General features: G+C 67.8%; 17 protein-coding genes. 4 read left to right on the top strand and 13 right to left on the bottom strand.

Annotated elements, in window-relative coordinates; genetic code table 11:
- Nucleotides 1-4: 4 nt before the first annotated feature.
- Both alaS and recA read right to left on the bottom strand, forming a co-directional pair.
- Nucleotides 5-2,656 (bottom strand): alanine--tRNA ligase, encoded by a 2,652-nt coding sequence (gene alaS, locus V7S63_RS17510; protein WP_336531133.1) that lies wholly within the window; start codon nt 2,654-2,656, stop codon nt 5-7.
- A gap of 185 nt (nt 2,657-2,841) precedes the next feature.
- Nucleotides 2,842-3,927 carry a recombinase RecA gene (recA, locus tag V7S63_RS17505; protein ID WP_336531132.1) on the bottom strand — a complete coding sequence of 362 codons (1,086 nt, stop codon included), beginning with the start codon at nt 3,925-3,927 and terminating at the stop codon, nt 2,842-2,844.
- Nucleotides 3,928-4,097: 170 nt separating this feature from the next.
- On the opposite strand from recA, the gene V7S63_RS17500 reads away from it, so the two are divergent.
- Nucleotides 4,098-4,613: a hypothetical protein gene (locus V7S63_RS17500; protein WP_336531131.1), complete on the top strand. Its 516-nt coding sequence runs from the start codon at nt 4,098-4,100 to the stop codon at nt 4,611-4,613.
- Between the two features lie 5 nt (nt 4,614-4,618).
- On the opposite strand, the gene V7S63_RS17495 is transcribed toward V7S63_RS17500, so the two are convergent.
- Both V7S63_RS17495 and V7S63_RS17490 read right to left on the bottom strand, forming a co-directional pair.
- Complete coding sequence (locus V7S63_RS17495; RefSeq protein ID WP_336531130.1) at nt 4,619-5,083, bottom strand: hypothetical protein; 465 nt, start codon at nt 5,081-5,083, stop codon at nt 4,619-4,621.
- Between the two features lie 32 nt (nt 5,084-5,115).
- On the bottom strand, nt 5,116-5,700 hold the full coding sequence (locus tag V7S63_RS17490; protein WP_336531129.1) for a TetR/AcrR family transcriptional regulator: 585 nt from the start codon (nt 5,698-5,700) through the stop codon (nt 5,116-5,118).
- An 86-nt stretch (nt 5,701-5,786) separates the two neighbouring features.
- Between V7S63_RS17490 and V7S63_RS17485 the strand changes: the two genes are divergently transcribed.
- On the top strand, nt 5,787-6,608 hold the full coding sequence (locus V7S63_RS17485; protein WP_336531128.1) for a crotonase/enoyl-CoA hydratase family protein: 822 nt from the start codon (nt 5,787-5,789) through the stop codon (nt 6,606-6,608).
- Between the two features lie 10 nt (nt 6,609-6,618).
- Nucleotides 6,619-7,038 carry a DUF1330 domain-containing protein gene (locus tag V7S63_RS17480; RefSeq protein ID WP_091840824.1) on the top strand — a complete coding sequence of 140 codons (420 nt, stop codon included), beginning with the start codon at nt 6,619-6,621 and terminating at the stop codon, nt 7,036-7,038.
- 11 nt (nt 7,039-7,049) lie between these two features.
- Here V7S63_RS17480 and V7S63_RS17475 read toward each other — a convergent pair whose 3' ends face one another.
- The 3 genes from V7S63_RS17475 to V7S63_RS17465 all read right to left on the bottom strand — a co-directional run bounded on the left by V7S63_RS17475 (nt 7,050) and on the right by V7S63_RS17465 (nt 11,927).
- Nucleotides 7,050-7,523 (bottom strand): ester cyclase, encoded by a 474-nt coding sequence (locus V7S63_RS17475; RefSeq protein ID WP_336531127.1) that lies wholly within the window; start codon nt 7,521-7,523, stop codon nt 7,050-7,052.
- 126 nt (nt 7,524-7,649) lie between these two features.
- Nucleotides 7,650-10,772, bottom strand: a complete 3,123-nt coding sequence (locus V7S63_RS17470; protein WP_336531126.1) for an efflux RND transporter permease subunit — start codon at nt 10,770-10,772, stop codon at nt 7,650-7,652.
- Nucleotides 10,773-10,781: 9 nt separating this feature from the next.
- Nucleotides 10,782-11,927, bottom strand: coding sequence for an efflux RND transporter periplasmic adaptor subunit (locus tag V7S63_RS17465; protein WP_336531125.1), 1,146 nt, complete (start codon nt 11,925-11,927; stop codon nt 10,782-10,784).
- A 301-nt stretch (nt 11,928-12,228) separates the two neighbouring features.
- Here V7S63_RS17465 and V7S63_RS17460 point away from each other — a divergent pair, with 301 nt between their 5' ends.
- Nucleotides 12,229-12,993: a class I SAM-dependent methyltransferase gene (locus V7S63_RS17460; protein ID WP_336531124.1), complete on the top strand. Its 765-nt coding sequence runs from the start codon at nt 12,229-12,231 to the stop codon at nt 12,991-12,993.
- Here the strand turns inward: V7S63_RS17460 and V7S63_RS17455 are convergent.
- The 6 genes from V7S63_RS17455 to cckA all read right to left on the bottom strand — a co-directional run bounded on the left by V7S63_RS17455 (nt 12,954) and on the right by cckA (nt 19,697).
- Nucleotides 12,954-13,457: a hypothetical protein gene (locus V7S63_RS17455; RefSeq protein ID WP_336531123.1), complete on the bottom strand. Its 504-nt coding sequence runs from the start codon at nt 13,455-13,457 to the stop codon at nt 12,954-12,956. The two genes, V7S63_RS17460 and V7S63_RS17455, sit on opposite strands and share 40 nt — an antisense overlap.
- The gene (locus tag V7S63_RS17450; RefSeq protein WP_336531122.1) at nt 13,454-13,948 is read right to left on the bottom strand and encodes a hypothetical protein; all 495 of its coding nucleotides are present in this window, start codon (nt 13,946-13,948) and stop codon (nt 13,454-13,456) included. The genes V7S63_RS17455 and V7S63_RS17450 overlap by 4 nt, the downstream gene beginning before the upstream one ends.
- On the bottom strand, nt 13,945-14,496 hold the full coding sequence (locus V7S63_RS17445; protein WP_336531121.1) for a hypothetical protein: 552 nt from the start codon (nt 14,494-14,496) through the stop codon (nt 13,945-13,947). The genes V7S63_RS17450 and V7S63_RS17445 overlap by 4 nt, the downstream gene beginning before the upstream one ends.
- Nucleotides 14,493-14,822 (bottom strand): hypothetical protein, encoded by a 330-nt coding sequence (locus V7S63_RS17440; protein ID WP_143079786.1) that lies wholly within the window; start codon nt 14,820-14,822, stop codon nt 14,493-14,495. The genes V7S63_RS17445 and V7S63_RS17440 overlap by 4 nt, the downstream gene beginning before the upstream one ends.
- Before the next feature lie 212 nt (nt 14,823-15,034).
- On the bottom strand, nt 15,035-17,095 hold the full coding sequence (locus V7S63_RS17435; RefSeq protein WP_336531120.1) for a caspase family protein: 2,061 nt from the start codon (nt 17,093-17,095) through the stop codon (nt 15,035-15,037).
- Nucleotides 17,096-17,192: 97 nt separating this feature from the next.
- The gene (gene cckA, locus V7S63_RS17430) at nt 17,193-19,697 is read right to left on the bottom strand and encodes a cell cycle histidine kinase CckA (protein WP_336531119.1); all 2,505 of its coding nucleotides are present in this window, start codon (nt 19,695-19,697) and stop codon (nt 17,193-17,195) included.
- Between the last annotated feature and the right edge of the window lie 24 nt (nt 19,698-19,721).

The raw sequence follows: 19,721 nt of genomic DNA, 5'->3' as shown, positions 1-19,721 counted from the left end.
TCGTTCAGCCCATCGCGGCGGCGACGGCTTCAAGCGCAGCTTCAGCCTGCGTGCCGTCCGGGCCGCCAGCCTGGGCCATGTCGCGGCGGCCGCCGCCGCCCTTGCCGCCGAGGCGTTCGGAGGCCGCGCGCACCAGCGCGACCGCGTCGAAGCGCCCGGTCAGATCGGGCGTGACGCCGACGACGACGCCGGCCTTGCCGTCCTCGGCGACCCCGACGATGGCGACGACGCCGGAGCCGACGCGAGCCTTGGCCTCGTCGGCCAGGCTCTTCAGGTCCTTCATCTCGACGCCGGTGACGGCGCGGGCCAGGAGCTTGGCACCGGCGATCTCGCGGATCGGATCGCTGGCTTCGCCGCCGCCGCCCATGGCGAGCTTCTTGCGAGCCTCGCTCAGCTCGCGCTCGAGCTTGCGCCGCTCCTCGACCAGGGTCGCGACGCGCGCCGGCAATTCAGCGATCGGCGCCTTCAGCAGGCCGGCCATCTCGTCGAGCGCGACGCTCTCCTCGCGCAGATGGCGACGGGCCGCCTCGCCGGTGAGCGCCTCGAGCCGGCGCACGCCGGCCGCGACGCCGGCCTCGGACAGGACGGTGACGAGGCCGATATCGCCGGTGCGGCTGGCATGCGTGCCGCCGCAGAGCTCGACCGAGAAGGCCTTCGGCGTCTCGGCATCGCGATCGGTGCCCATCGACACGACACGAACCTCGTCGCCGTATTTCTCGCCGAACAGAGCGCGCGCGCCTGAAGCGATGGCGTCGTCGACCGACATCAGCTTGGTGGTGATCGGCTCGTTCTGCAGCACGAGCCTGTTCGCCATCTCCTCGACTTTTGCCAGCTCCTCGCGCGAGATCGGCTTGGGGTGGCTGAAGTCGAAGCGCAGCCGTTCCGGCGCGACCTGCGAGCCCTTCTGCGCGACATGGTCGCCGAGCACGCGACGCAGCGCCTCGTGCAGCAGATGGGTGGCCGAATGGTTGGCGCGGATGGTGCCGCGCCGGCCATGGTCGACCGTCAGCTCGGCCGGCTTGCCGAGCTCGATCGCGCCGGAGACGACCTTGACCTGATGGGCGAAGACGTCGCCGAGCTTCTTCTGGACGTCGGTCACTTCAGCCTTGAAGCCGTTGCCGACCAGTGTGCCGGTATCGCCGACCTGGCCGCCGGACTCGCCATAGAACGGCGTCTGATTGAGGATGACGGTGCCGCTCTCGCCTTCTTTCAGCGTCGCGACCTCGGCATTGTCCTTGACCAGCGCGGTGACGACGCCCTCGGCGCTCTCGGTGTCGTACCCGAGGAACTCGGTCGCGCCGACGCGCTCGCGCAGCGGGAACCAGAGCGTCTCGGTCGCGGCCTCGCCGGTGCCGGCCCAGGCGGCGCGCGCCTTGGCCTTCTGCTGCGCCATCGCCGCATCGAAGCCCTCGATGTCGACGCCGACGCCGCGGGCACGCAGCGCGTCCTGGGTCAGGTCGAGCGGGAAGCCATAAGTGTCGTAGAGGGTGAAGGCGATGTCGCCCTTCAGCTTGTCGCCGGAGCCCAGTGCCTGCGTTTCCTGGTCGAGGATGGAGAGGCCGCGCGCCAGCGTGGTGCGGAAGCGGGTCTCCTCCAGCTTCAGCGTCTCCGAAATCAGCGCCTCGGCCCGGATCAGCTCGGGATAGGCCTGGCCCATCTCGCGCACCAGCGCCGGCACCAATTTGTGCATCAGCGGGTCCTTGGCGCCGAGCAACTGCGCATGGCGCATGCCGCGCCGCATGATCCGGCGCAGCACATAGCCGCGGCCCTCGTTAGAGGGCAGCACGCCATCGGCGATCAGGAAAGCGGAGCAGCGCAGATGGTCGGCGATGACGCGATGGCTCGCGCTCATCGGCCCGTCGGAGGGGACGTTGGTGAGATCGGCGATGGTGCGGATCAGCGTCGCGAACAGGTCGATCGCATAGTTGTCATGCGTACCCTGGAGCACGGCGGCAATACGCTCGAGGCCCATGCCTGTGTCGATCGAGGGGCGGGGCAGGTTGGTCCTGATACCGCCCGCGGCCTCCTCATACTGCATGAACACGAGGTTCCAGATCTCGATGAAGCGGTCGCCATCCTCGTCGGGCGAGCCCGGAGGGCCGCCGGGGATGTGGTCGCCATGATCATAGAAGATCTCGGAGCATGGGCCGCAGGGGCCGACATCGCCCATGCGCCAGAAATTGTCGGAGGTCGCGATGCGGATGATGCGCGAATCCGGCAGGCCGGCGATCTTCTTCCAGAGCGTGTGCGCCTCGTCGTCCTCGGAGTAGACCGTGACGGTCAGCTTGTCCTTGGGCAGGCCGAATTCGCGGGTGACCAGGGTCCAGGCATGGGTAATCGCCTGTTCCTTGAAATAGTCGCCGAAGGAGAAGTTCCCCAGCATTTCGAAGAAGGTGTGGTGGCGGGCGGTGTAGCCGACATTGTCGAGGTCGTTGTGCTTGCCGCCGGCGCGCACGCATTTCTGCGCCGTGGTGGCCCGCGCGTAGGGTCGCTTCTCCTGGCCGGTAAAGACGTTCTTGAACTGCACCATGCCGGAATTGGCGAACATCAAGGTCGGGTCGTTGCGCGGCACGAGCGGGCTCGACGGCACCACTTCATGGCCGTTCGACTTGAAGTAATCGAGGAAGGTCGACCTGATCTCGTTGACGCCGCTCATCGCAATCTTGGCTCTGTTCTGGTGGGGCCGGCCGGCCCGGCGCAGTGGTTCTAGTCAGCCCATGTGCGCCTGTCCAGAAAGCGCCCGCAAGGACGCCATACCGGCAAGCTGCTGACCACAAAACGGAAACGGGCGACCCGAAGGCCGCCCGTCGACTTAACTACCCCAAGCGCGGGTTTGAAGGCTCAGGCTTCGCCCTCGTCGAGGTCCTCGGCAGTCGGATCGGCGTTCTCCAGGATACGCTCGGCGACCAGGCCGGAATTCTGGCGGATCGTCGTCTCGATCTTGGCGGCGACGTCGGGATTGGCCTTGAGGAAGCTCTTGGCATTCTCGCGACCCTGGCCGAGGCGCTGGCTGTCGAAGGAGAACCAGGCGCCGGATTTCTCGACGATGCCGGCCTTGACGCCGAGATCGACCAGTTCGCCGGCCTTCGAGATGCCTTCGCCGAACATGATGTCGAACTCGACCTGCTTGAAGGGCGGCGCGACCTTGTTCTTGACGACCTTGACGCGGACCTGGTTGCCGGTCGCTTCGTCACGCTCCTTCAGCGTCGAGACGCGACGGATGTCGAGGCGGACCGAAGCGTAGAACTTGAGCGCATTGCCGCCGGTGGTCGTCTCGGGCGAGCCGTACATCACGCCGATCTTCATGCGGATCTGGTTGATGAAGATGACCATGCAGTTCGAGCGCGAGATCGAGGCGGTGAGCTTGCGCAGCGCCTGGCTCATCAGACGCGCCTGCAGGCCGGGCTGGTTGTCGCCCATCTCGCCCTCGATCTCGGCACGCGGCGTCAGCGCCGCGACCGAATCGACGACGAGCACATCGATCGCGCCGGAGCGGACCAGCGTGTCGGTGATCTCGAGCGCCTGCTCGCCGGTGTCGGGCTGCGAGATCAGCAGGTCGTCGAGGTTGACGCCGAGTTTGCGGGCATAGACCGGGTCGAGCGCGTGCTCGGCGTCGACGAAGGCGCAGACGCCGCCCTTCTTCTGGGCTTCGGCGATGGTGTGGAGCGCGAGCGTGGTCTTGCCGGAGGATTCAGGGCCGTAGATCTCGACGACCCGGCCGCGCGGCAGGCCGCCGACGCCCAGCGCGATGTCGAGCCCGAGCGAGCCGGTCGAGACCGTCTCGATCTCGATCGCCTGCTGGTTCTTGCCCAGGCGCATGATCGAGCCCTTGCCGAAAGCCCGTTCGATCTGCGAGAGCGCCGCATCGAGCGCCTTGGCCTTGTCCATAGAAGAGCCTTCCACGAGCCTGAGATTTGCCTGATTCACGACGTGCGCTCCTTATGGCAGGGGCGCGACCACATCTCAATCCGCGCCATGGCGATGACTATGGTCATGGTTTGTTCTCTCTCGCAAGTTCTTTTTTTGTTCTTGTTCCAGCGCGTCCCGGTTGTGGTCCTGCAGGATGATCGCGACCGGCTCCCAGGGTATAAGGCGTCATGCGCAAGTCCCTGATCAAGCTCCTCCTGATCCCGCTCGACCTCGTCGTCGGGTTCGTCATTCTGGTCGACGAACTGCTGCGGCCGCTCTACCGGCCGCTGATCGCCTGGTTCGCCTCGCTCAGGCTGGTGGCGCGGCTGGAAGATGCGATCGGGCGGCTGCCGCCCTATGGCGCGCTGGTCGCGCTGGCGATCCCCTTCGCCATCGTCGAGCCGCTGAAGCTGCTCGGCCTGGTGTTCCTGGCGCGCGGGGCGCTCACGGCCGGCATCGTCACGACCGCGGTCGGCCATCTTGCCGGCTTCCTGCTGGTCGAGCGCGTCTACCATGCCGGGCGAGCGCAACTCCTCACCATTCCCTGGTTCGCGCGGATCATGGGCTGGATCGATGCCATCCGTCAGGCGGTGATCGGGCGGATCAAGGCCAGCGCTGCCTGGCGGCGGGCGGTCGAACTCGTGCAGGTGGTGCGTGAGCGCTTGCGAGGCGTGAGGCTCTGGCTCGCCAGCCTGCGCGCCTGATGCGCTCAATCCTCCGGATCGGCCTGCCAGGCGGCCGCGAGCCGTTCCAGCTCCAGCGTGTAGCAATACAGCGCGAAGACGATGGCGAGCAGCAGGCCGGAGCGCCAGACCAGGCTGAAGCCGTCGCCGAGCTTGGTCAGCTCCGGCAGGTGACGCAGGAAATAGAGCGAGGCGAGCGCACCGCCGACGATCGCACCGAGGCGGGCGGCGAAAGCCAGCAGATGGCCGAGAGCCAGGCTGTGGAAGCCTGTGGGCACCGGCAGTCGGTACAGGCGGCTCCAGTAGCAAAACTGACCCAGCAACGCCGCCACGCAGATCTGAATCAGGATCTCGGTCGGTAGCATCTGCTGCTCGCCGATATGCGCGACCAGCACGCGGAAGGCGATGTGGATGTGGAAGAGGATCACCAGCGCGCAGGCCGTCTGCACGATCAGCAACAGCGTGTAGGCGAGGACCGGCCTTTGCGTCATGCGGCTCACGATAGAGGGCCGTCAGGCGCCGATCAAACCGCCTGGCTTTGCGCCGTCGCAGCGAGCGAGGCGGCGGCGCGGCCGGCGGCCTCGACATAGGCGGGGTCGCGATGGACGAGCATGACCGAGAAGGCGCCGTCCATGAGCAGCACGACCTGGCGGGCGAGTTCGTCGGGGGCGACGGCGCCATGCTCGGCGCAGGCGCCGGCGAGCCAGCGCTCGAAGCCTGCCTTGTGGCGCGCGCCGATCCTGATCGCGGGATGGCCGGGCAGGTTGGCGAGCTCCGCGGCGGTGCGCAGGAAGCCGCAGCCCTTCCAGCGCGGATGGCGGGCGGAGCGCGCGAGGTTCTGGAAGATCGCCTCGATCTTCTGCGGCAGGCCGCCCTCGGCCTTGTCGAACCAGCCGGCCATCAGCTTGAGATTGGGCTGGTCGCGCGCCTCGAGATAGGCGGCGACGAGCTCGTCCTTGCTCTCGAAATGGTAGTAGAGCGTGCGCTTGGTGACGCCGGCCTTCTCAGCCACCGCATCGACGCTGACGGCGCGGATGCCCTCGCTATAGAAGAGCTTGCTGGCGGCCTCGATGATGCGGGTGCGCGTCGGCTTGTCGGGTTCGGTCATGCCTCGATGTATACCGTACAGGTAGTATACATCGTCAAGCCGGGCGTGCAGCTTCGATCGGTCGAAACCGGAAGAAGGCCAAGGCCATGCCCGATAATGATCCCATCCTGATTCAACAGCGCGAGGCGATTGCGACGCTGACGCTGAACCGGCCCGAGAAGCTGAATGCGCTGAGCTACGGTCTGATCGACCGCCTGCTCGAAGTCCTCGATGCGATCGAGGTCGATCCTTCGGTCCGGGCGGTGATCCTGACCGGCGCGGGCGAGCGCGCCTTTTCGGCCGGCGGCGACATCCATGAATTCTCGCGGAGCGTCGCGGCCGGGCCGGAGCAGGCGGTGCGCGATTTCGTCCGCCGCGGGCAGAAGCTGACGGCGCGGCTGGAGGCCTTCGGCAAGCCGGTGATCGCGGCGGTGAACGGGCTCGCCTATGGCGGCGGCTGCGAGGTCACCGAGGCGGTGCCGCTCGCCATCGCCAGCGAGCGGGCGATGTTCGCCAAGCCGGAGATCAATCTCGGCATGCCGCCGACCTTCGGCGGGACACAGCGCCTGCCGCGCCTCGCCGGCCGCAAGCGCGCCATGGAGCTGCTGCTGACCGGCGATCCGTTCACGCCGCAGCGGGCGCTCGATATGGGGCTGATCAACGCGGTGGTGCCGCATCAGGAGCTGCTGCCGGCGGCGCAGGCGCTGGCGCAGCGCATCCTAAGGCATTCGTCCCTGGCTGCGGCGACCATCCTCACGGCGGTGACTCGCGGCATCAACGCCAGCATCGCCGAAGGGCTGTTGATCGAGAGCGAGCAGTTCGCCCGCATCGTGCCGACGGCCGATCTGCGCGAGGGGCTCGACGCCTGGATGGCGCGGCGCCAGCCGGTCTATTCCGGCGACTGGTCGCAGGTCGCCAAGGCCGGGTGAGGGAGCGGGCATGAGCGACCATTCGAGCTTCAGCCGCGAGGCTTTCGCCGCCTTCCGTGCCGATGACCGTCCAGGGCCGGTGCAGATGCTGAACCTGATCCGGCTCAATGCCGAAGCGCAGTATCCGGACGGACCGCATGGCGGCGGCCGCGAGGCATTCGCGGCCTATGGCCGGATCAGTGCGCCGGTGCTGACCCGGCTCGGCGGGCGGATCATCTGGCGCGGCGGCTTCGAGCAGATGCTGATCGGCCCGCGGGGCGAGCGCTGGGACATCTGCTTCATCGCCGAATATCCCAGCGTCGAGGCCTTCGCGGCGATGTTCCGCGATCCGATCTATCGCGAGGCGATGATGCATCGGCAGGCGGCGGTGAAGGATTGCCGCCTGATCCGGTTGGCGGCGCGGGAGGCGGGGGTGACCTTCGCCGGATAGGGCAGGGCCGCTCAGCCCTGCTTCAGGCGCCCGATCAGGCCGTGGATGTCGCCGAGCACGAAGAGGTCGCGCACCAGCCCGTCCTTGAAGGTGAAGGCCGGCGCGCCATGCCACCAGACATGGCGGCCGCTCGGCGGCACTCCGAACATCTCGCGGCGATGGAAGCCGTGGAAGCGCAAGCGCCCGAAGACGCGGTTGCCTTCCTCGACCATTGCCAGGATGTCCGAGGTGTACGTGCCGAGCGCGCCGGTGACCCAGTCGACATAACCCGCGAATTCGCGATGGCCGCGCAGGACCGGGCCGAGCGAGCCGCGAAAGGTGAAGTCCTCGTGGAAGATCCGCGGGATCAGCGACTTGTCGGCGCGGTCCCACATCTCCTTGTAGAAGACCCTGACGATCTCCTTCTGCGGCGAGAGCGTAACGCCGGCGAAGTCGAGGGCGGGCTCGTCGGGCGGCGCCTCGCGTCCCTGCGGCATCTCAGTCATGCTCGTCTTCTCCCTCCGGCGCGGCCCTCGAAAGCCCGCCTGATCAAGCTCGGACGAAGATGCACTGGAGGGCACAGCAAATTTCGCAAAGCGCCTTTGGCAGACGGCCCATGCCGAGCGGGCTGATCACCCCGCCGCGTGAGGCGTTTCCGCGGGGGCGGCCACGGCCGGTCTCTTGCCGCCCAGCCTGCGCGACAGTCCTTCCATGAACAGGAAGATCACCGGGGTGATAAACAGCGTCAGCACCTGCGAGACGATCAGCCCGCCGACGACGGCGAGGCCGAGCGGCTGGCGCAGTTCCGCGCTGGCGCCGGCGCCGATCGCGATCGGCAGGGCGCCGAGGATCGCCGCCAGCGTCGTCATGATGATCGGCCGGAAGCGGCGCAGGCAGGCTTCGCGGATCGCAGTGTCCGGCGGCTCGCCGGCGCGCTGCAGTTCGAGCGCGACGTCGATCATCATGATCGCGTTCTTCTTGACGATGCCGATCAGCATCAGGAGCCCGATCACGGCGATGACCGAGAGGTCGAGGCCGAAGAGCTTCAGCGTCAGGAGCGCGCCGAGCGCCGCAGCCGGCAGGCCGGTCAGGATGGTCAGCGGGTGGATGAAGCTCTCGTAGAGGATGCCGAGCACGATATAGATCGTCAGCACCGCGCCGGCGATCAGCAGGCCCTGATTGCCGAGCGACTGCTCGAAGGTCTTGGCGACGCCGGCGAAGCTGGTGCCGATCTGGGCGGGCAGGCCGAGTTCGGCCTTGATCGCGTCGATCCGCTGCACGGCCTCGCCGAGCGCGCGGCCGGCCGGCAGGTTGAAGGAGAGGGTGACGGCCGGGAGCTGGCCGAGCTGGTTGACGGTGAGCGGGCCGGCCTTGCGCTCGATCCGGGCGAAGGTGCCCAGCGGGACGAGCGCGCCGGAGGAGGAGCGGAAGCGGACCTGGTCGAGCCGGTCGTTCGACCACTGGATGTCGGGATTGAATTCGATGATGACCTGGTAGCTGTCGCTGGTGGTGTAGATCGTCGAGATCTGGCGCACGCCGAAGCCGGAATAGAGGCTGGAGCGCAGCACGTCGGCGCTGATGCCGAGCGACTGCGCCTTGGCCCGGTCGACGACGAGGTTGGCGAGCAGGGCCTTGTTCTGCAGGTCGGTGGTGACGTCGACGAAGAGCGGGTCGTGCTGCAGCGCCTCCAGCATCTTGCCCGACCAGTCGGACAGAGCGGCCTGGTCGATCGACTGCATCACGAACTGGTACTGGCTCTTGGAGGAACGCGCGCCGATGTTGAGGTTCTGCACCGGCGACATATAGGTCGCGATGCCGGGGATGGCGGCGAGCTGTCGACGCAGCTCCGCCAGCATCTGCTGCAGCGGCGGGCGCTGGTCTTTCGGTTTCAACTCGACGAAGAGCCGCCCGGCATTGAGGCTGCTCGACTGGCCGCTGGAGCCAATGGTCGAGGCGACATGGCTGACATAGGGCGAGCTGCGGAAGACCTCCTCGACCTTTTGTTGTAGCGCCGACATGGCGTCGAAAGAGATGTCCTGGCGCGCCTCGGTCGCGACCTGGAGCTGGCCGATATCCTCCTGCGGGAAAAAGCCCTTGGGGATGGTCACCACCAGCCAGGCGCTGGCGGCGACGCTGGCGAGGAAAATCATCAGGACGGTGCGCCGGTATGTCAGGCTGAGGTCGAGCCCGGCGCGATAGGCACCGAGCACGGCGTCGAAGCCGCGTTCGAGGAAGGCGAGCCGATCCTTCTTTCCAGGCTCCGCATGGCCGGCGGCACCGGCGCCGAGGCGTGCGCACATCATCGGCGTCAGCGTCAGCGAGACGAAGGCCGAGGCGAGGATGGCGACCGTGACGACGACCGCGAACTCGTTGAAGACGCGCCCGATCACGCCGCCCATCAGCAGCACCGGGATGAAGACGGCGACCAGCGAGAGCGAGATCGAGATGATGGTGAAGCCGATCTCGCTCGAACCCTTCAGCGCCGCGTCGAAGGCCGAGAGCCCATCCTCCTCCATGTGCCGGACGATATTCTCCAGCATCACGATCGCATCGTCGACGACGAGGCCGACCGCGAGCGTCAGGCCGAGCAGCGAGATGTTATCGATCGAGAAATCGAGCAGGTACATCGCCCCCAGCGTGGCGATCAGCGAAATCGGCACCGCCACCGCCGGGATCAGCGTCGCGGTGAAGCGGCGCAGGAACAGGAAGATCACCGCGACGACCAGCACGATCGTCAGCCCCAGCGTGAACTGCACGTCCTCGACCGCCTGGCGGATCGAGGCGGAGCGGTCGTTGAGCAGGCCGAGCGTCGTCGCCGGCGGCAGCAGCGACTGCATCTGGCCGATCGCCGTCTTGACCTTGTCGACGACATCGACCGTGTTGGCGTCAGGCTGGCGGAAGACGGCGACGACGAGGGCGCGCGAGCCGTCATACCAGCTGGCGAGCTGCAGGTTCTCGACGGAATCGATCACCTTGGCGACGTCGCCGAGCCGGACCGGGCGGCCATCGCGGGTGGCGATGATGATGTCGGCGAAATGGCCGGCGTCGGCGAGCTGGGTCTGCGCCTCCAGCGTCAATTGCTGCGGGCCGGACTGCATGGTGCCGACCGGGGTGTTGACGTTGGCGGCGGTGATCGCCGCCTGCAATTCGTTGATGCCGATGCCGCGGGCGGCGAGCGCGGTCGGATCGACCTGGATGCGCACCGCGTATTTCTGGCTGCTGAAGATCTGGACCTGCGCCACGCCCTCGACAGTGGAGAGGGTGGGGGAGAGCACCTGCTGGACGAAGGCGTCGATCTTGGAGAGCGGGGTGACGTCGCTCTTCAGCGCCAGCAGCAGGATCGGGGCGTCGGCGGGATTGAACTTGCGGTAGCTCGGCGGCGTCGTCATGTCGACCGGGAGCTGGCGCTGGGTGCGGGCGATCGCCGCCTGGACGTCGGCCGCCGCCGCGTCGATATCGCGGTCGAGCGCGAACTGGATCGCGATCGAGGTATTACCGAGCGCGTTGGTGGTCGCGATCGAATCGATGCCGGCGATGGTGGCGAACTGCTTGATCAATGGCGTCGCCACCGAGGTCGCCATGATCTCGGGCGAGGCGCCGGGCAATTGCGCGGAGACGTTGACGACCGGGAACTCGGCGCGCGGCAGCGCCGCGACCGGCAGGGAGCGCCAGGCGAACAGGCCGCCGAGGATCAGCGCGCACGACATCAGGATCGTCGCGACGGGATGGCGGATGCAGAAGGCAGAGACCGACATGGCGCGCCCTCAGGGCTTGGCGGTTTGCGGGGCGGTCAGCCTGATCCTGGCGCCGGGAGAAAGCCGCGACTGGCCTTCGGTCACGACCTTCTCGTCCTGCGCCAGGCCCGAGGCGATGGCGACGACGCCGTTCTCATTGGAGGCGACCTTGACCGGCCGCGCCTCGACCGTGTCGTCGGCTTTGGCGACGTAGACGAACGGGCCCTTCTGCCCCTCCTGCAGCGCGACCGAGGGCACGGTGACGGAGCCCGGCAGCATGCCGAGCTGGACGACGACATCGACATATTGCCCCGGCCAGAGCCGATGCGGATCGTTCGCGAACAGCGCCTTGACGCTGACGGTGCCCGACGGGATGTCGACGGCGGAATCGATGAAGGAGAGGTCGCCGGTGGCGAGCTCCTCCCGCGTGCCGGAAGCGTAGGCGGTGACCTTCGCCGGCATCTGCGCCTTGGCCGCTTCCTGTAGCAGGGTCAGGTCGCGCTCGGGCAAAGTGAAGGTGACGCGGATCGGGGCCAGCTGCGTCACCGTCACGAGGTTGCTGCTGGCATCGTTGGCGCGCACCGCATTGCCGGGCGTCGCGGCGATGGCGCCGAGCCGGCCGGAAATCGGGGCGGTGATCGTGGTGTAGCCGAGCCGGACCCGATCGAGCGCGAGCGTCGCTTCGTCGGCCTTGACGGCGGCGGTGGCGACGGCCTCGTCGGCGGTGGCCTGGTCGAGCGCCTGCTGCGTGCCGGCGCCCTTGTCGACCAGGCTTTTCTGGCGGGCGAGGTCGGCGCGTTTTTGCGCCACCGTCGCCTTGTCGCGCTCGACATTGGCTTCGTCGCGGGCGACCTGCGCCTTGAGCTCGCGATCGTCGAGGGTGAAGAGCAGGTCGCCCTGCTTGACCTCCTGGCCTTCCTTGACGTGCATATCGGCAATAATGCCGTCGAGGCGGGACTTGACCGCGACGATGGCGACCGGCTCGGCGAAGCCGATCGAGCGGCGTGTCACCGGAATGTCGGCGCGGCCCGCGAGCACGGTCGTGACCGGGCTCGCGATAGGGCCGGCGCGGCGCTCGGCATGGGCCTGCTCAGGGCCGTCCTGCGGCCTGATCACGCGCCACGCGGCAAAGACGGAGACAGCCACCAGAAGGGCTATGATCGCGTAACGTTTCATTGGTCACCACGGCGCAACGCTGTCCACGCGCTACTTTACCGCCTCCCGCCGCAGGGGGCCTGTCCGCCGCATGAACTCTTCGTAATGCTCGCGCGCCCGGGGGGCGCGGCGGCTGGCCCGGCGCCTCGTCGTATCCGCGAGAGAGGGCGCAGCAGGGCAGCGCGTCGATGCCGGAGCAGGCGCCCGTCGATCATGCAGAATTCATTGACCGGATAGTCGCCAATCCCGCGTAGCGGACGACGATTATTTAATCTGTCCGCGCTATCAGCTGCACAGTGATCGCTTGAGAAGGTTAGAGTGGATGGCTGCGCTGACTCCGGACGAATTCCGATCGTCTATCGATCTGGAAAAGCGCAAGTTTCACATGAAGTCCTATTTCGAGAGCAGCTTCTACCGGCAGTATCGCTCGGCAAACATGGCGCTGCGCACGCTCGGACGCTGTCCGCGCGTCCTGTCGCTGGGCGCCGGTGGCGCTTTCGTGGAGGAAATCGTCCAGAAGCATCTGGACGCCTCCGTCTTCGTCGTCGATTTCGCCGAGACCTTGGCGATCGAGAGCGATCTCTACGGGAATTTCGCGGGGATGTTCGCCGGCGACATCTCCGCGCCCGACTGGGTCTCGCCGCTTGAGTCAGTCGATGCGGTGTTCTGGTTCGACAATATCGAGCATCTGCGCATCGACCCGACCAGGATCCTGCGCAAGCTGCGCTCGGCGCTGTCGGAGAACGGCCAGATCTTCATCACCACCGACAATTTCGCGCGGCTGCGGAACATCCTGAAGCTGATCTTCAACCGCTCGATCGTCGCCCTGCCGAAGGACCTGTTCGCAGAGGTCGATTTCGAGCACGAATACGTCCACCGGCGCGAATACACCCGGCCGGAGCTGGAAGCCTGCCTGCGCGAGGCCGGCCTGAAGCTGGCCGAGGTCGAGATGCTCTGGCAGAGCCCGTCGGAGAGCTTGAAGAAGCTGCCGTTCCGGAGCTTCGAATACCTGTTCCCGCGCTTCCGCCCGCATATGCTGATCCGGGCTCAGAAGGCCGAGCAGGACGTCCGATTGACGACGGGCTGACCGAATTCCACCGTGTCCTGCTCGCGTGGGTCCCATCTTTCATAGGTCTTGAAACCGGGCTTCAGCCGCCATTCCAACCTGACCGAGCAGGAGCCCTTGCCATCCGTGGTCAGCCAGATGGCAAAGGTGTGCGTGCGCTCGGCGGTGAGACGCACGAGCGCCTCTGCGTTCACGACCTTCCAGCGCCCCTTTACCCGTCCTTCGACGTCCTCGCCGAGAACGCCTTGCTGAGACAGCCCCGGTCGCCGTCGCCCGAGGCCATCGCCGCGAACTTGCTCCGCAACTTTCCCGTCCTTGCCGAGCGTGAGATAGATCGTCCGGACGATCTCGTTTGGCTCGCCATCGATCTCGGGCTCTGTCCACGCGAGATAAAGCTGGAACCGCGCCTCCTGAGCGAGGGCAGGACGAACTGCGCCCAACAGAACCAGGCAGGCGAACGTCACAAGCGCGACGTAGCGGCTCATAGAACCTCGCAGGTGGCTTGCTCAACCTTGGGCTGGCTGTATCGGATCGGGATGTCGCGGCGGCGGGCCCAGCCCTCATAAGCGGTGAAGCCGGACTTGAGCCGCCATTCGAGCGTGACCGAGCAGGAGCGTGTGCCGTCGGTCCGCAGCCAGATGGCGAAGGTGTGCGAGCGTTCCGCGACGAGGCGCAACAGCGTGTTCTCGTTGAGCACTTTCCAGCGCGCGCGAGCGTCGAGGTCGTCGCCGAGCGCACCCTCGCGAACGCGCCCGCGTCCGCCGCGATTGCGATTGACTTCCTCCCTGACCGCGCCGCCCTTTCCGAGGATGACCGTGAGCGTGCGGCTCGCCAGCCGGGTTCTTTGCTCCGGCGCGATCTCGGGCACCGTCCAGGCCAGCGAGAGCCGGAAACGGGCCTCCTGGGCAAAGGCAGGACAGACGGCCCCGATCAGGGCAAGACAGGCGGTCGCGGCAAGGGCGAGATGCCGGCTCACAGCACGTCGCACCTTGCATTCGGCCAGCTCGGCTCGGTGAAGCGGACCGGCGGCTTACCCGGCTTCTTCGGACCCTCGTAGAGTGTGTGGCCGGGCTTCAGCCGCCACTCCAGGGTTGCGGTGCAGGACTGGTCGCCCTGGGTCCGCAACCAGATCGCGTAGGTGTGGGACGGGCGGGCCACCAGTCGCAGAAGCGTCGTTTCGTTGACGACCTTCCAGGCCTTGCGACGCGAGGTGCCGTCGCCTTCGCCGAGATCATTTTCCGTCTGCGTTACGGTCGAGCCCGCCCAGCCGTTTCCGACCCATGCCTCGAGCCGCTCCTCGACCTTTCCGTTGTCGCGCAGCGTCACGGTATAGCTGCGCCGGCTGAGCACCGAGCGCGTGCGCGGTTCGACATAGTTGGTGATCCAGGTCACCGTGATCCGAAAGCTCGCCTCTTTCGCCGAGACCCCCGACGGCCAGAGCAGCAGCGGCCCGAGCAGCCCGATGAAGGCGGCGCCGCGCAGGGTTGCCGAACCGGCCGAGATGACATGTCGAGTTAGCCTCACAGCACCTCGCACGAGGTTTTCAGGTCTGTCGGCTGCGAGAACAGCATCTTCGTTGCGCGCTTGGGGGCCCATGTCTCGTAGAGGCTGAAGCCGGGCTTGAGGCGCCATTCTGCCGAGACAGTGCAGGAGCGGCCACCATCGGTACGCAGCCAGATCGCATAGGTATGGGAGGGCCTGGCGGTGACGCGCAACAGGGTATGCTCGTTGAGGACCGTCCACTGCGTCGCAAAGCGGCCCTTCATGTCCTCGCCGAGCTCGGTCGCGCGCGAGGCGTGGCGGACCTGGCCGGCGCGCTGTCCATACTGCCGCGTGAACTCCTCGCTCACGCTCCCGCCGCCGCGAAGCGTCACCAGATAGGTGCTCGACGTCGGCCGCGAACGCTTCGTCGGTTCGACCTCGTGCTGGATCCATGAAATGGTCGCGCGGAACCGGACGTCCTGCGCCTGCGCGGCCGATGTCGCCAGCAGCGCCGCGCATGCGGTCGTCAGAGGTCCGAGTGCGCGGCCGCGTCCGGCCCCGGGGCGCCTCGCCCGCGCGCTCATTCGCAGAAGGACTGGCCGTTGAAGTTGAAGCAGCGCCCGCGCGCGGCGGGGGCGGGCGCACGGGCCGGAGCGGGCGGGCGCGCGGCCGCCGGGCGGACGGAGCGCTCCTGCGCGACGCGCTTGGGCTTGGGCGCGACGCAGTCGCCGTCCGAATCCAACCGCTCGCCGCGCGGGCAGCTCTTGGCGACGCAGACGCCGTCGCGCTCGACCTGCCGTGCCGTGCAGGTCAGCGGGCAGATGCGGCCGCTCTGGCGCTTGAGGATGTCGAGGAAGTCGGTGGTCGGGGTGCCGGGAACATCGAGATTGGCGAGACGCGCGAACTCGCGGACGGCGCGGCTGGTGGCCTTGCTCGTCCATTCGCCGTCGGGCTTGCCGCTGTAGCAGCCGACGCGGCCGAGCTCGAGGTTGATCGTGCGCGTCAGGCCGGCCAGGTCGATCACCGCAGGCGCCTTGGCTGGTTCCAGCGCCCCGCCGGGCAAGGCGGCCAGGCGCGGGCCCTCGTCGGGGCGCGCCGGAGCCGCCGCAGCCGCGCTCTGGACACGCTGCAGTTCCTCGGTGGCGCGCCGCCGCTCGGCCTCCAGCTCGGCCATGAGCCTGATGCGCTCGCGCTCACCGGCCTCGCGAATCTCCTGCTCGGCCTTGAGCCTCGCCGCGAGTTCGGCGGCAGCGCGCTTGTTTTCCTCTTCCAGCTTGGCGAGCCTTTCGGCGATGCGGCGGTCCTCGTCCTGCTTCTGGCGGTTGGCGTCGGTCTCCGCCGCCTTGAGCTTCTCGGTCTGGGCGAGGGAGAGGCGCTCCCGTTCGAGAGCCTGACGCTCGCGCTCCTTGTCGTCCCGGGCGCGGCGTGCCTGATCGTCGGCCCGCGCCGCCAGTTCGGCCTGGGCCTTGCGATTGTCGGCTTCGAGCTGCGCCAGGCGCTCGTCGAGCTTGCGGCGCTGCTCGGCCTGCTGCCTGGCCGCGTCCTCCTCGGCCTTGCGGCGCTGCTCGGCCTGGGCCGCAGCCAGCCGGTCCTGCTCAGCCCTGGCGGCGGCCAGGCGGGCGGCTTCGGCCTGGCGCGCGCTCTCGGCCGCCGCGGCGGCCTTGCGGCGCTCTTCCTCGTAGGTCGCGAGCTGCCGGCGCAGCGCCTCCTCGCGCTGGGCGCGCTCGACGGCCTCGATCCGGGCGCGGGCGGCATCGGCCAGATAGCTCTTCGGGAAGCGCGCGACGAAATCGCGCAGTGCCGGGCCGTCCTGGCTGTCGCGCAGCTTGGCCCAGGCCTGCTGGTCGGTTTCGCTGCGGTTGAAATAGAAGTCGCCGAGCAGGGAGATCGAGAGTTCCGGCGTCTGGCGGCCACCGGTACGCTGGTTCACGCCGGCGGCGACGCGCCGGAAGAGCTGGCCCACCTCCAGCCCCGGCTCGGCCAGCTGCTCGACGAGCGCGGCGCTGAAGGGGCTGTTGCGGCCTTTGCCATCCGCGGCGACATCGTTCGCCTGCGTCGCGTATGCGACGACCATGCCCCGGTTCTGGGCGATGCGGGCAAGGCCACGGCCGATCGACGAATCCCGCGAGCGGCCCGAGCTGGTGATCCGGTCGGCCAGCGGGTTGTTGCGGCACGCGTCGAGGATGAGCAGGCGCACGCCCTTGGCGTTCTGGAGCGCATCGATGACATCGGCGACCCGGGTCGTTTCGTAGGGGATGGAGAATTCGTCGCTCGGCGCGCTGTCGACCGGCAGCAGGAAGTTCTCGCCGCGAAACTGCAGGCCATGGCCGGCATAGAAGAAAAGGGCGGCGTCGGCGCCATCGGCGGCGCGGGCAAAGCGGCCGAGGGCCTCGCCCATGCCGCGACGGTCGAGATCGCGCCCCTCGATGACCTCGAAGCCGACAGCCCTGAGCGCCGCCGCCACATCCTGCGCATCGTTGCCGGGGTTGGGCAAAGCCGGAGCGGCGCGATAGGCCGAATTGCCGATGACCAGCGCGACGCGCCGCTCGCCCGTCTCGGCTGCGACGGCGCCTGCCAGGCCGCAGAGGAAGGTCAGCGCGACCAGCAGAAATCGGAAAGAGATCTGTCGGGGTGTCGGCACGGCCGCGAGTCCAGCTTATGTAATGAACATGTTTTAGCTGTTGGCGCGGTCAGTGCAATATCCGCCTTGTGGGTAGAGGCTGCGACGGTCTCTATGCTCAGCTCATCGCCGCCTTCACCGTCTCGACGAGCTGCTTCATCGTGAACGGCTTGGGCAGGAAGTGGAAATCCTCCCCTTCCGGCAGGTTCTTGCGGAAGGCCTCCTCGGCATAGCCGGAAACGAAGACGACCTTGGTCGTCGGGCTGCGCTTGCGCAGTTCGCCGAGCAGGGTCGGGCCGTCCATCTCGGGCATGACCACGTCGGAGATGACGAGGTCGATCTTGCCCTCGTGCTTCTGGAACTGGTCGAGCGCCTCGACGCCCGAGGCGGCCTCGTGGACGGTGTAGCCGCGTGAGACCAGCATGCGCGCGTTGAGCGCGCGCACCGCGTCCTCGTCCTCGACCAGCAGGATGACGCCCGCGCCGGTATGGTCGGCGGCAGCCTTCTTCGGGGCTTCCCTAGCTGCGGCCTCGGCGGCGATGTCCTCTTCGGTCGGGATGTAACGCGGCAGGAAGATGCGGAAATTGGTGCCGCGGCCGACGACGGAATCGCAGAAGACGAAGCCGCCGGTCTGCTTGACGATGCCGTAGACCATCGACAGGCCGAGGCCCGTGCCCTTGCCGACATCCTTGGTAGTGAAGAACGGCTCGAAGATCTTCTCCAGATGCTCCGGCGAGATGCCGGTGCCGCTATCCTCCACCTCGAGCAGCACGTAATCAGTCGCGGGGAGGGCGTCGTAGCCGAGCTCGCCGATCTCGGCCGCCGGCACGTTGCGGGTGCGGACCTGGAGCTTGCCGCCATTGGGCATGGCGTCGCGCGCGTTGACGGCGAGGTTGACCACGACCTGCTCGAGCTGGCCGAGATCGGCCTTGACCGGCCAGAGATCGCGGCCCTGGCGGACGTCGAGCGAGATCTTGTCGGCGACGACGCGCTTCAGCATCAGCGAGAGGTCGGAGAGCACGTCGCCGAGCGCCAGAACCTGCGGGCGCAGTGTCTGGCGACGCGAGAAGGCGAGCAATTGCCGGACCAGGGAGGCCGCCCGATAGGCGTTCTGCTTGATCTGCATGATGTCCGGGAAGGACGGGTCGGTCGGCTTGTGGCTGGCGAGCAGGAATTCCGAGGCGTTGATGATGACCTGCAACACGTTGTTGAAGTCATGCGCAATGCCGCCGGCGAGCTGGCCGACCGCCTGCATCTTGCCGGCCTGGTCCATATTGTCCTTGAGCTTGCGCTCGGCCGTGGTCTCAAGCGCATAGACGATGGCGCGCTCGCCATCGGCATCCTCGCTGACCGGAACCGGCGATAGATAGAGCCTTGCCGAGCGGCCGTCCTCGCCGGCGAGCGCCACGTCGAGCGGGGCGATCTCGCCCTTGCCGGCGAGCGCGGCGTCGAAGGCCTGAGCGAAGGCGCCGTTGCCATTGACCAGCTCCTGGATGGTCGCTGGCTGGTTCTGGCCTTGCATCAGGCGGGCGAAGGACGCGTTCGAGCGCAGGATCGCGCCGTGGCGATCGACGGTCGCGATCGCCATCGGCGTCGCATGGAAGAAGCGGGCGAAGCGCGCTTCGGCATCGGTGTGGCGGTCGGCCCCCGCTTCGCCGGCGGCGCGATTGAGCACGAGGGTGCGCGAGGCGCCGGCGCGCCCGTCCTGGCCGAAGGCGACCTGGTGGTGCAGCCGGACCGGTAGCGACTGGCCGTTGCGGCGGCGCAGATCGACATCGAGCACCTCGATGCGGACATCGCCGGGCTGGCCGCGAATGGCCTGGATCAATGCTGCGGCGTTGGGCGAGGCGATGTCGTCGAGCTGCAAGCCGCCGGAGCCGAAGCGGGCGAGATCATAGTCGAGCCAGCCGGCCAGCGTGGCGTTGAGGTAAGGCACTTCGCTGTCGGCGTCGATCGAGAGGAAGCCCGCCGGCGCGTGGTCGAGATAGTCGATCGCGTGCTGCAATTCCTGGAAGGCGTTTTCCTGGCGCTCGCGCTCCGGTGTGACGTCGGCGACGCTCCATTTGCAGGCCGGGCGGCCGGCGCGGGTGATCGGCGTGACGCGCACCCGGTACCAGCCGACCGCGCCGCGCTCGTTCAGCGCCGGTTCGAGCCGTATCTCCTCGGAGAGGCGGCGGCCGGCGCGGGCGGCGGTGGCGAGGCGGTAGATCGCCTCGGAGACCTCGGCGCGGCCCTTGAACAGGCGCTCGACCGGGGCGATCTCGCTGGCGTTGCGAGCGCCGGCGAAGGCGAGATAGGCCTCGTTGGCGTAAACGATGCGATTCTCACCCTCGGTGACGACGACGCCGTCCTCGGCGCTGTCGACGATCGCCTTGGTGAGGTCGTTGCGGGCCGAGCGCCCGGCGAACTGGACCAGCCCGATCGCGAAGGCGAACAGGCAGAACACCCCGACGACCGAGAGCAAGGCGAGCAGGCCGAGGATCAGCGGCTGCGCCCATTCATTGGCGATGAAGCCGAGCGCGATCGCGGCGCCGACCAGGAGGCCCGCGACCAAAAGAATGATGCCGACATGGCCTGGCCGGTCGGAGCGGTCGATCGCGCTCGGTGCCGTGCTTGCGCTCATTGCAGCGGGTCCGTTTCCTTCAGT

Origin of the sequence: Allobosea sp. CCNWLY174, from assembly GCF_037120455.1 — a bacterium.
In the GTDB taxonomy this organism is placed as follows: Bacteria; Pseudomonadota; Alphaproteobacteria; order Rhizobiales; family Beijerinckiaceae; genus Allobosea; species Allobosea lupini.
Note: the sequence above shows the minus strand (reverse complement) of the source record. Positions and strands in the feature narration are given on the sequence as shown.

Bases quoted from the DNA above. Each gene is read 5' to 3' on its own strand.
- alaS (WP_336531133.1), bottom strand. From the start codon at position 2,656: ATGAGCGGCGTCAACGAGATCAGGTCGACCTTCCTCGATTACTTCAAG.
- V7S63_RS17500 (WP_336531131.1), top strand. From the start codon at position 4,098: ATGCGCAAGTCCCTGATCAAGCTCCTCCTGATCCCGCTCGACCTCGTC.
- V7S63_RS17495 (WP_336531130.1), bottom strand. From the start codon at position 5,083: ATGACGCAAAGGCCGGTCCTCGCCTACACGCTGTTGCTGATCGTGCAG.
- V7S63_RS17490 (WP_336531129.1), bottom strand. From the start codon at position 5,700: ATGACCGAACCCGACAAGCCGACGCGCACCCGCATCATCGAGGCCGCC.
- V7S63_RS17485 (WP_336531128.1), top strand. From the start codon at position 5,787: ATGCCCGATAATGATCCCATCCTGATTCAACAGCGCGAGGCGATTGCG.
- V7S63_RS17480 (WP_091840824.1), top strand. From the start codon at position 6,619: ATGAGCGACCATTCGAGCTTCAGCCGCGAGGCTTTCGCCGCCTTCCGT.
- V7S63_RS17475 (WP_336531127.1), bottom strand. From the start codon at position 7,523: ATGACTGAGATGCCGCAGGGACGCGAGGCGCCGCCCGACGAGCCCGCC.
- V7S63_RS17470 (WP_336531126.1), bottom strand. From the start codon at position 10,772: ATGTCGGTCTCTGCCTTCTGCATCCGCCATCCCGTCGCGACGATCCTG.
- V7S63_RS17465 (WP_336531125.1), bottom strand. From the start codon at position 11,927: ATGAAACGTTACGCGATCATAGCCCTTCTGGTGGCTGTCTCCGTCTTT.
- V7S63_RS17460 (WP_336531124.1), top strand. From the start codon at position 12,229: ATGGCTGCGCTGACTCCGGACGAATTCCGATCGTCTATCGATCTGGAA.
- V7S63_RS17455 (WP_336531123.1), bottom strand. From the start codon at position 13,457: ATGAGCCGCTACGTCGCGCTTGTGACGTTCGCCTGCCTGGTTCTGTTG.
- cckA (WP_336531119.1), bottom strand. From the start codon at position 19,697: ATGAGCGCAAGCACGGCACCGAGCGCGATCGACCGCTCCGACCGGCCA.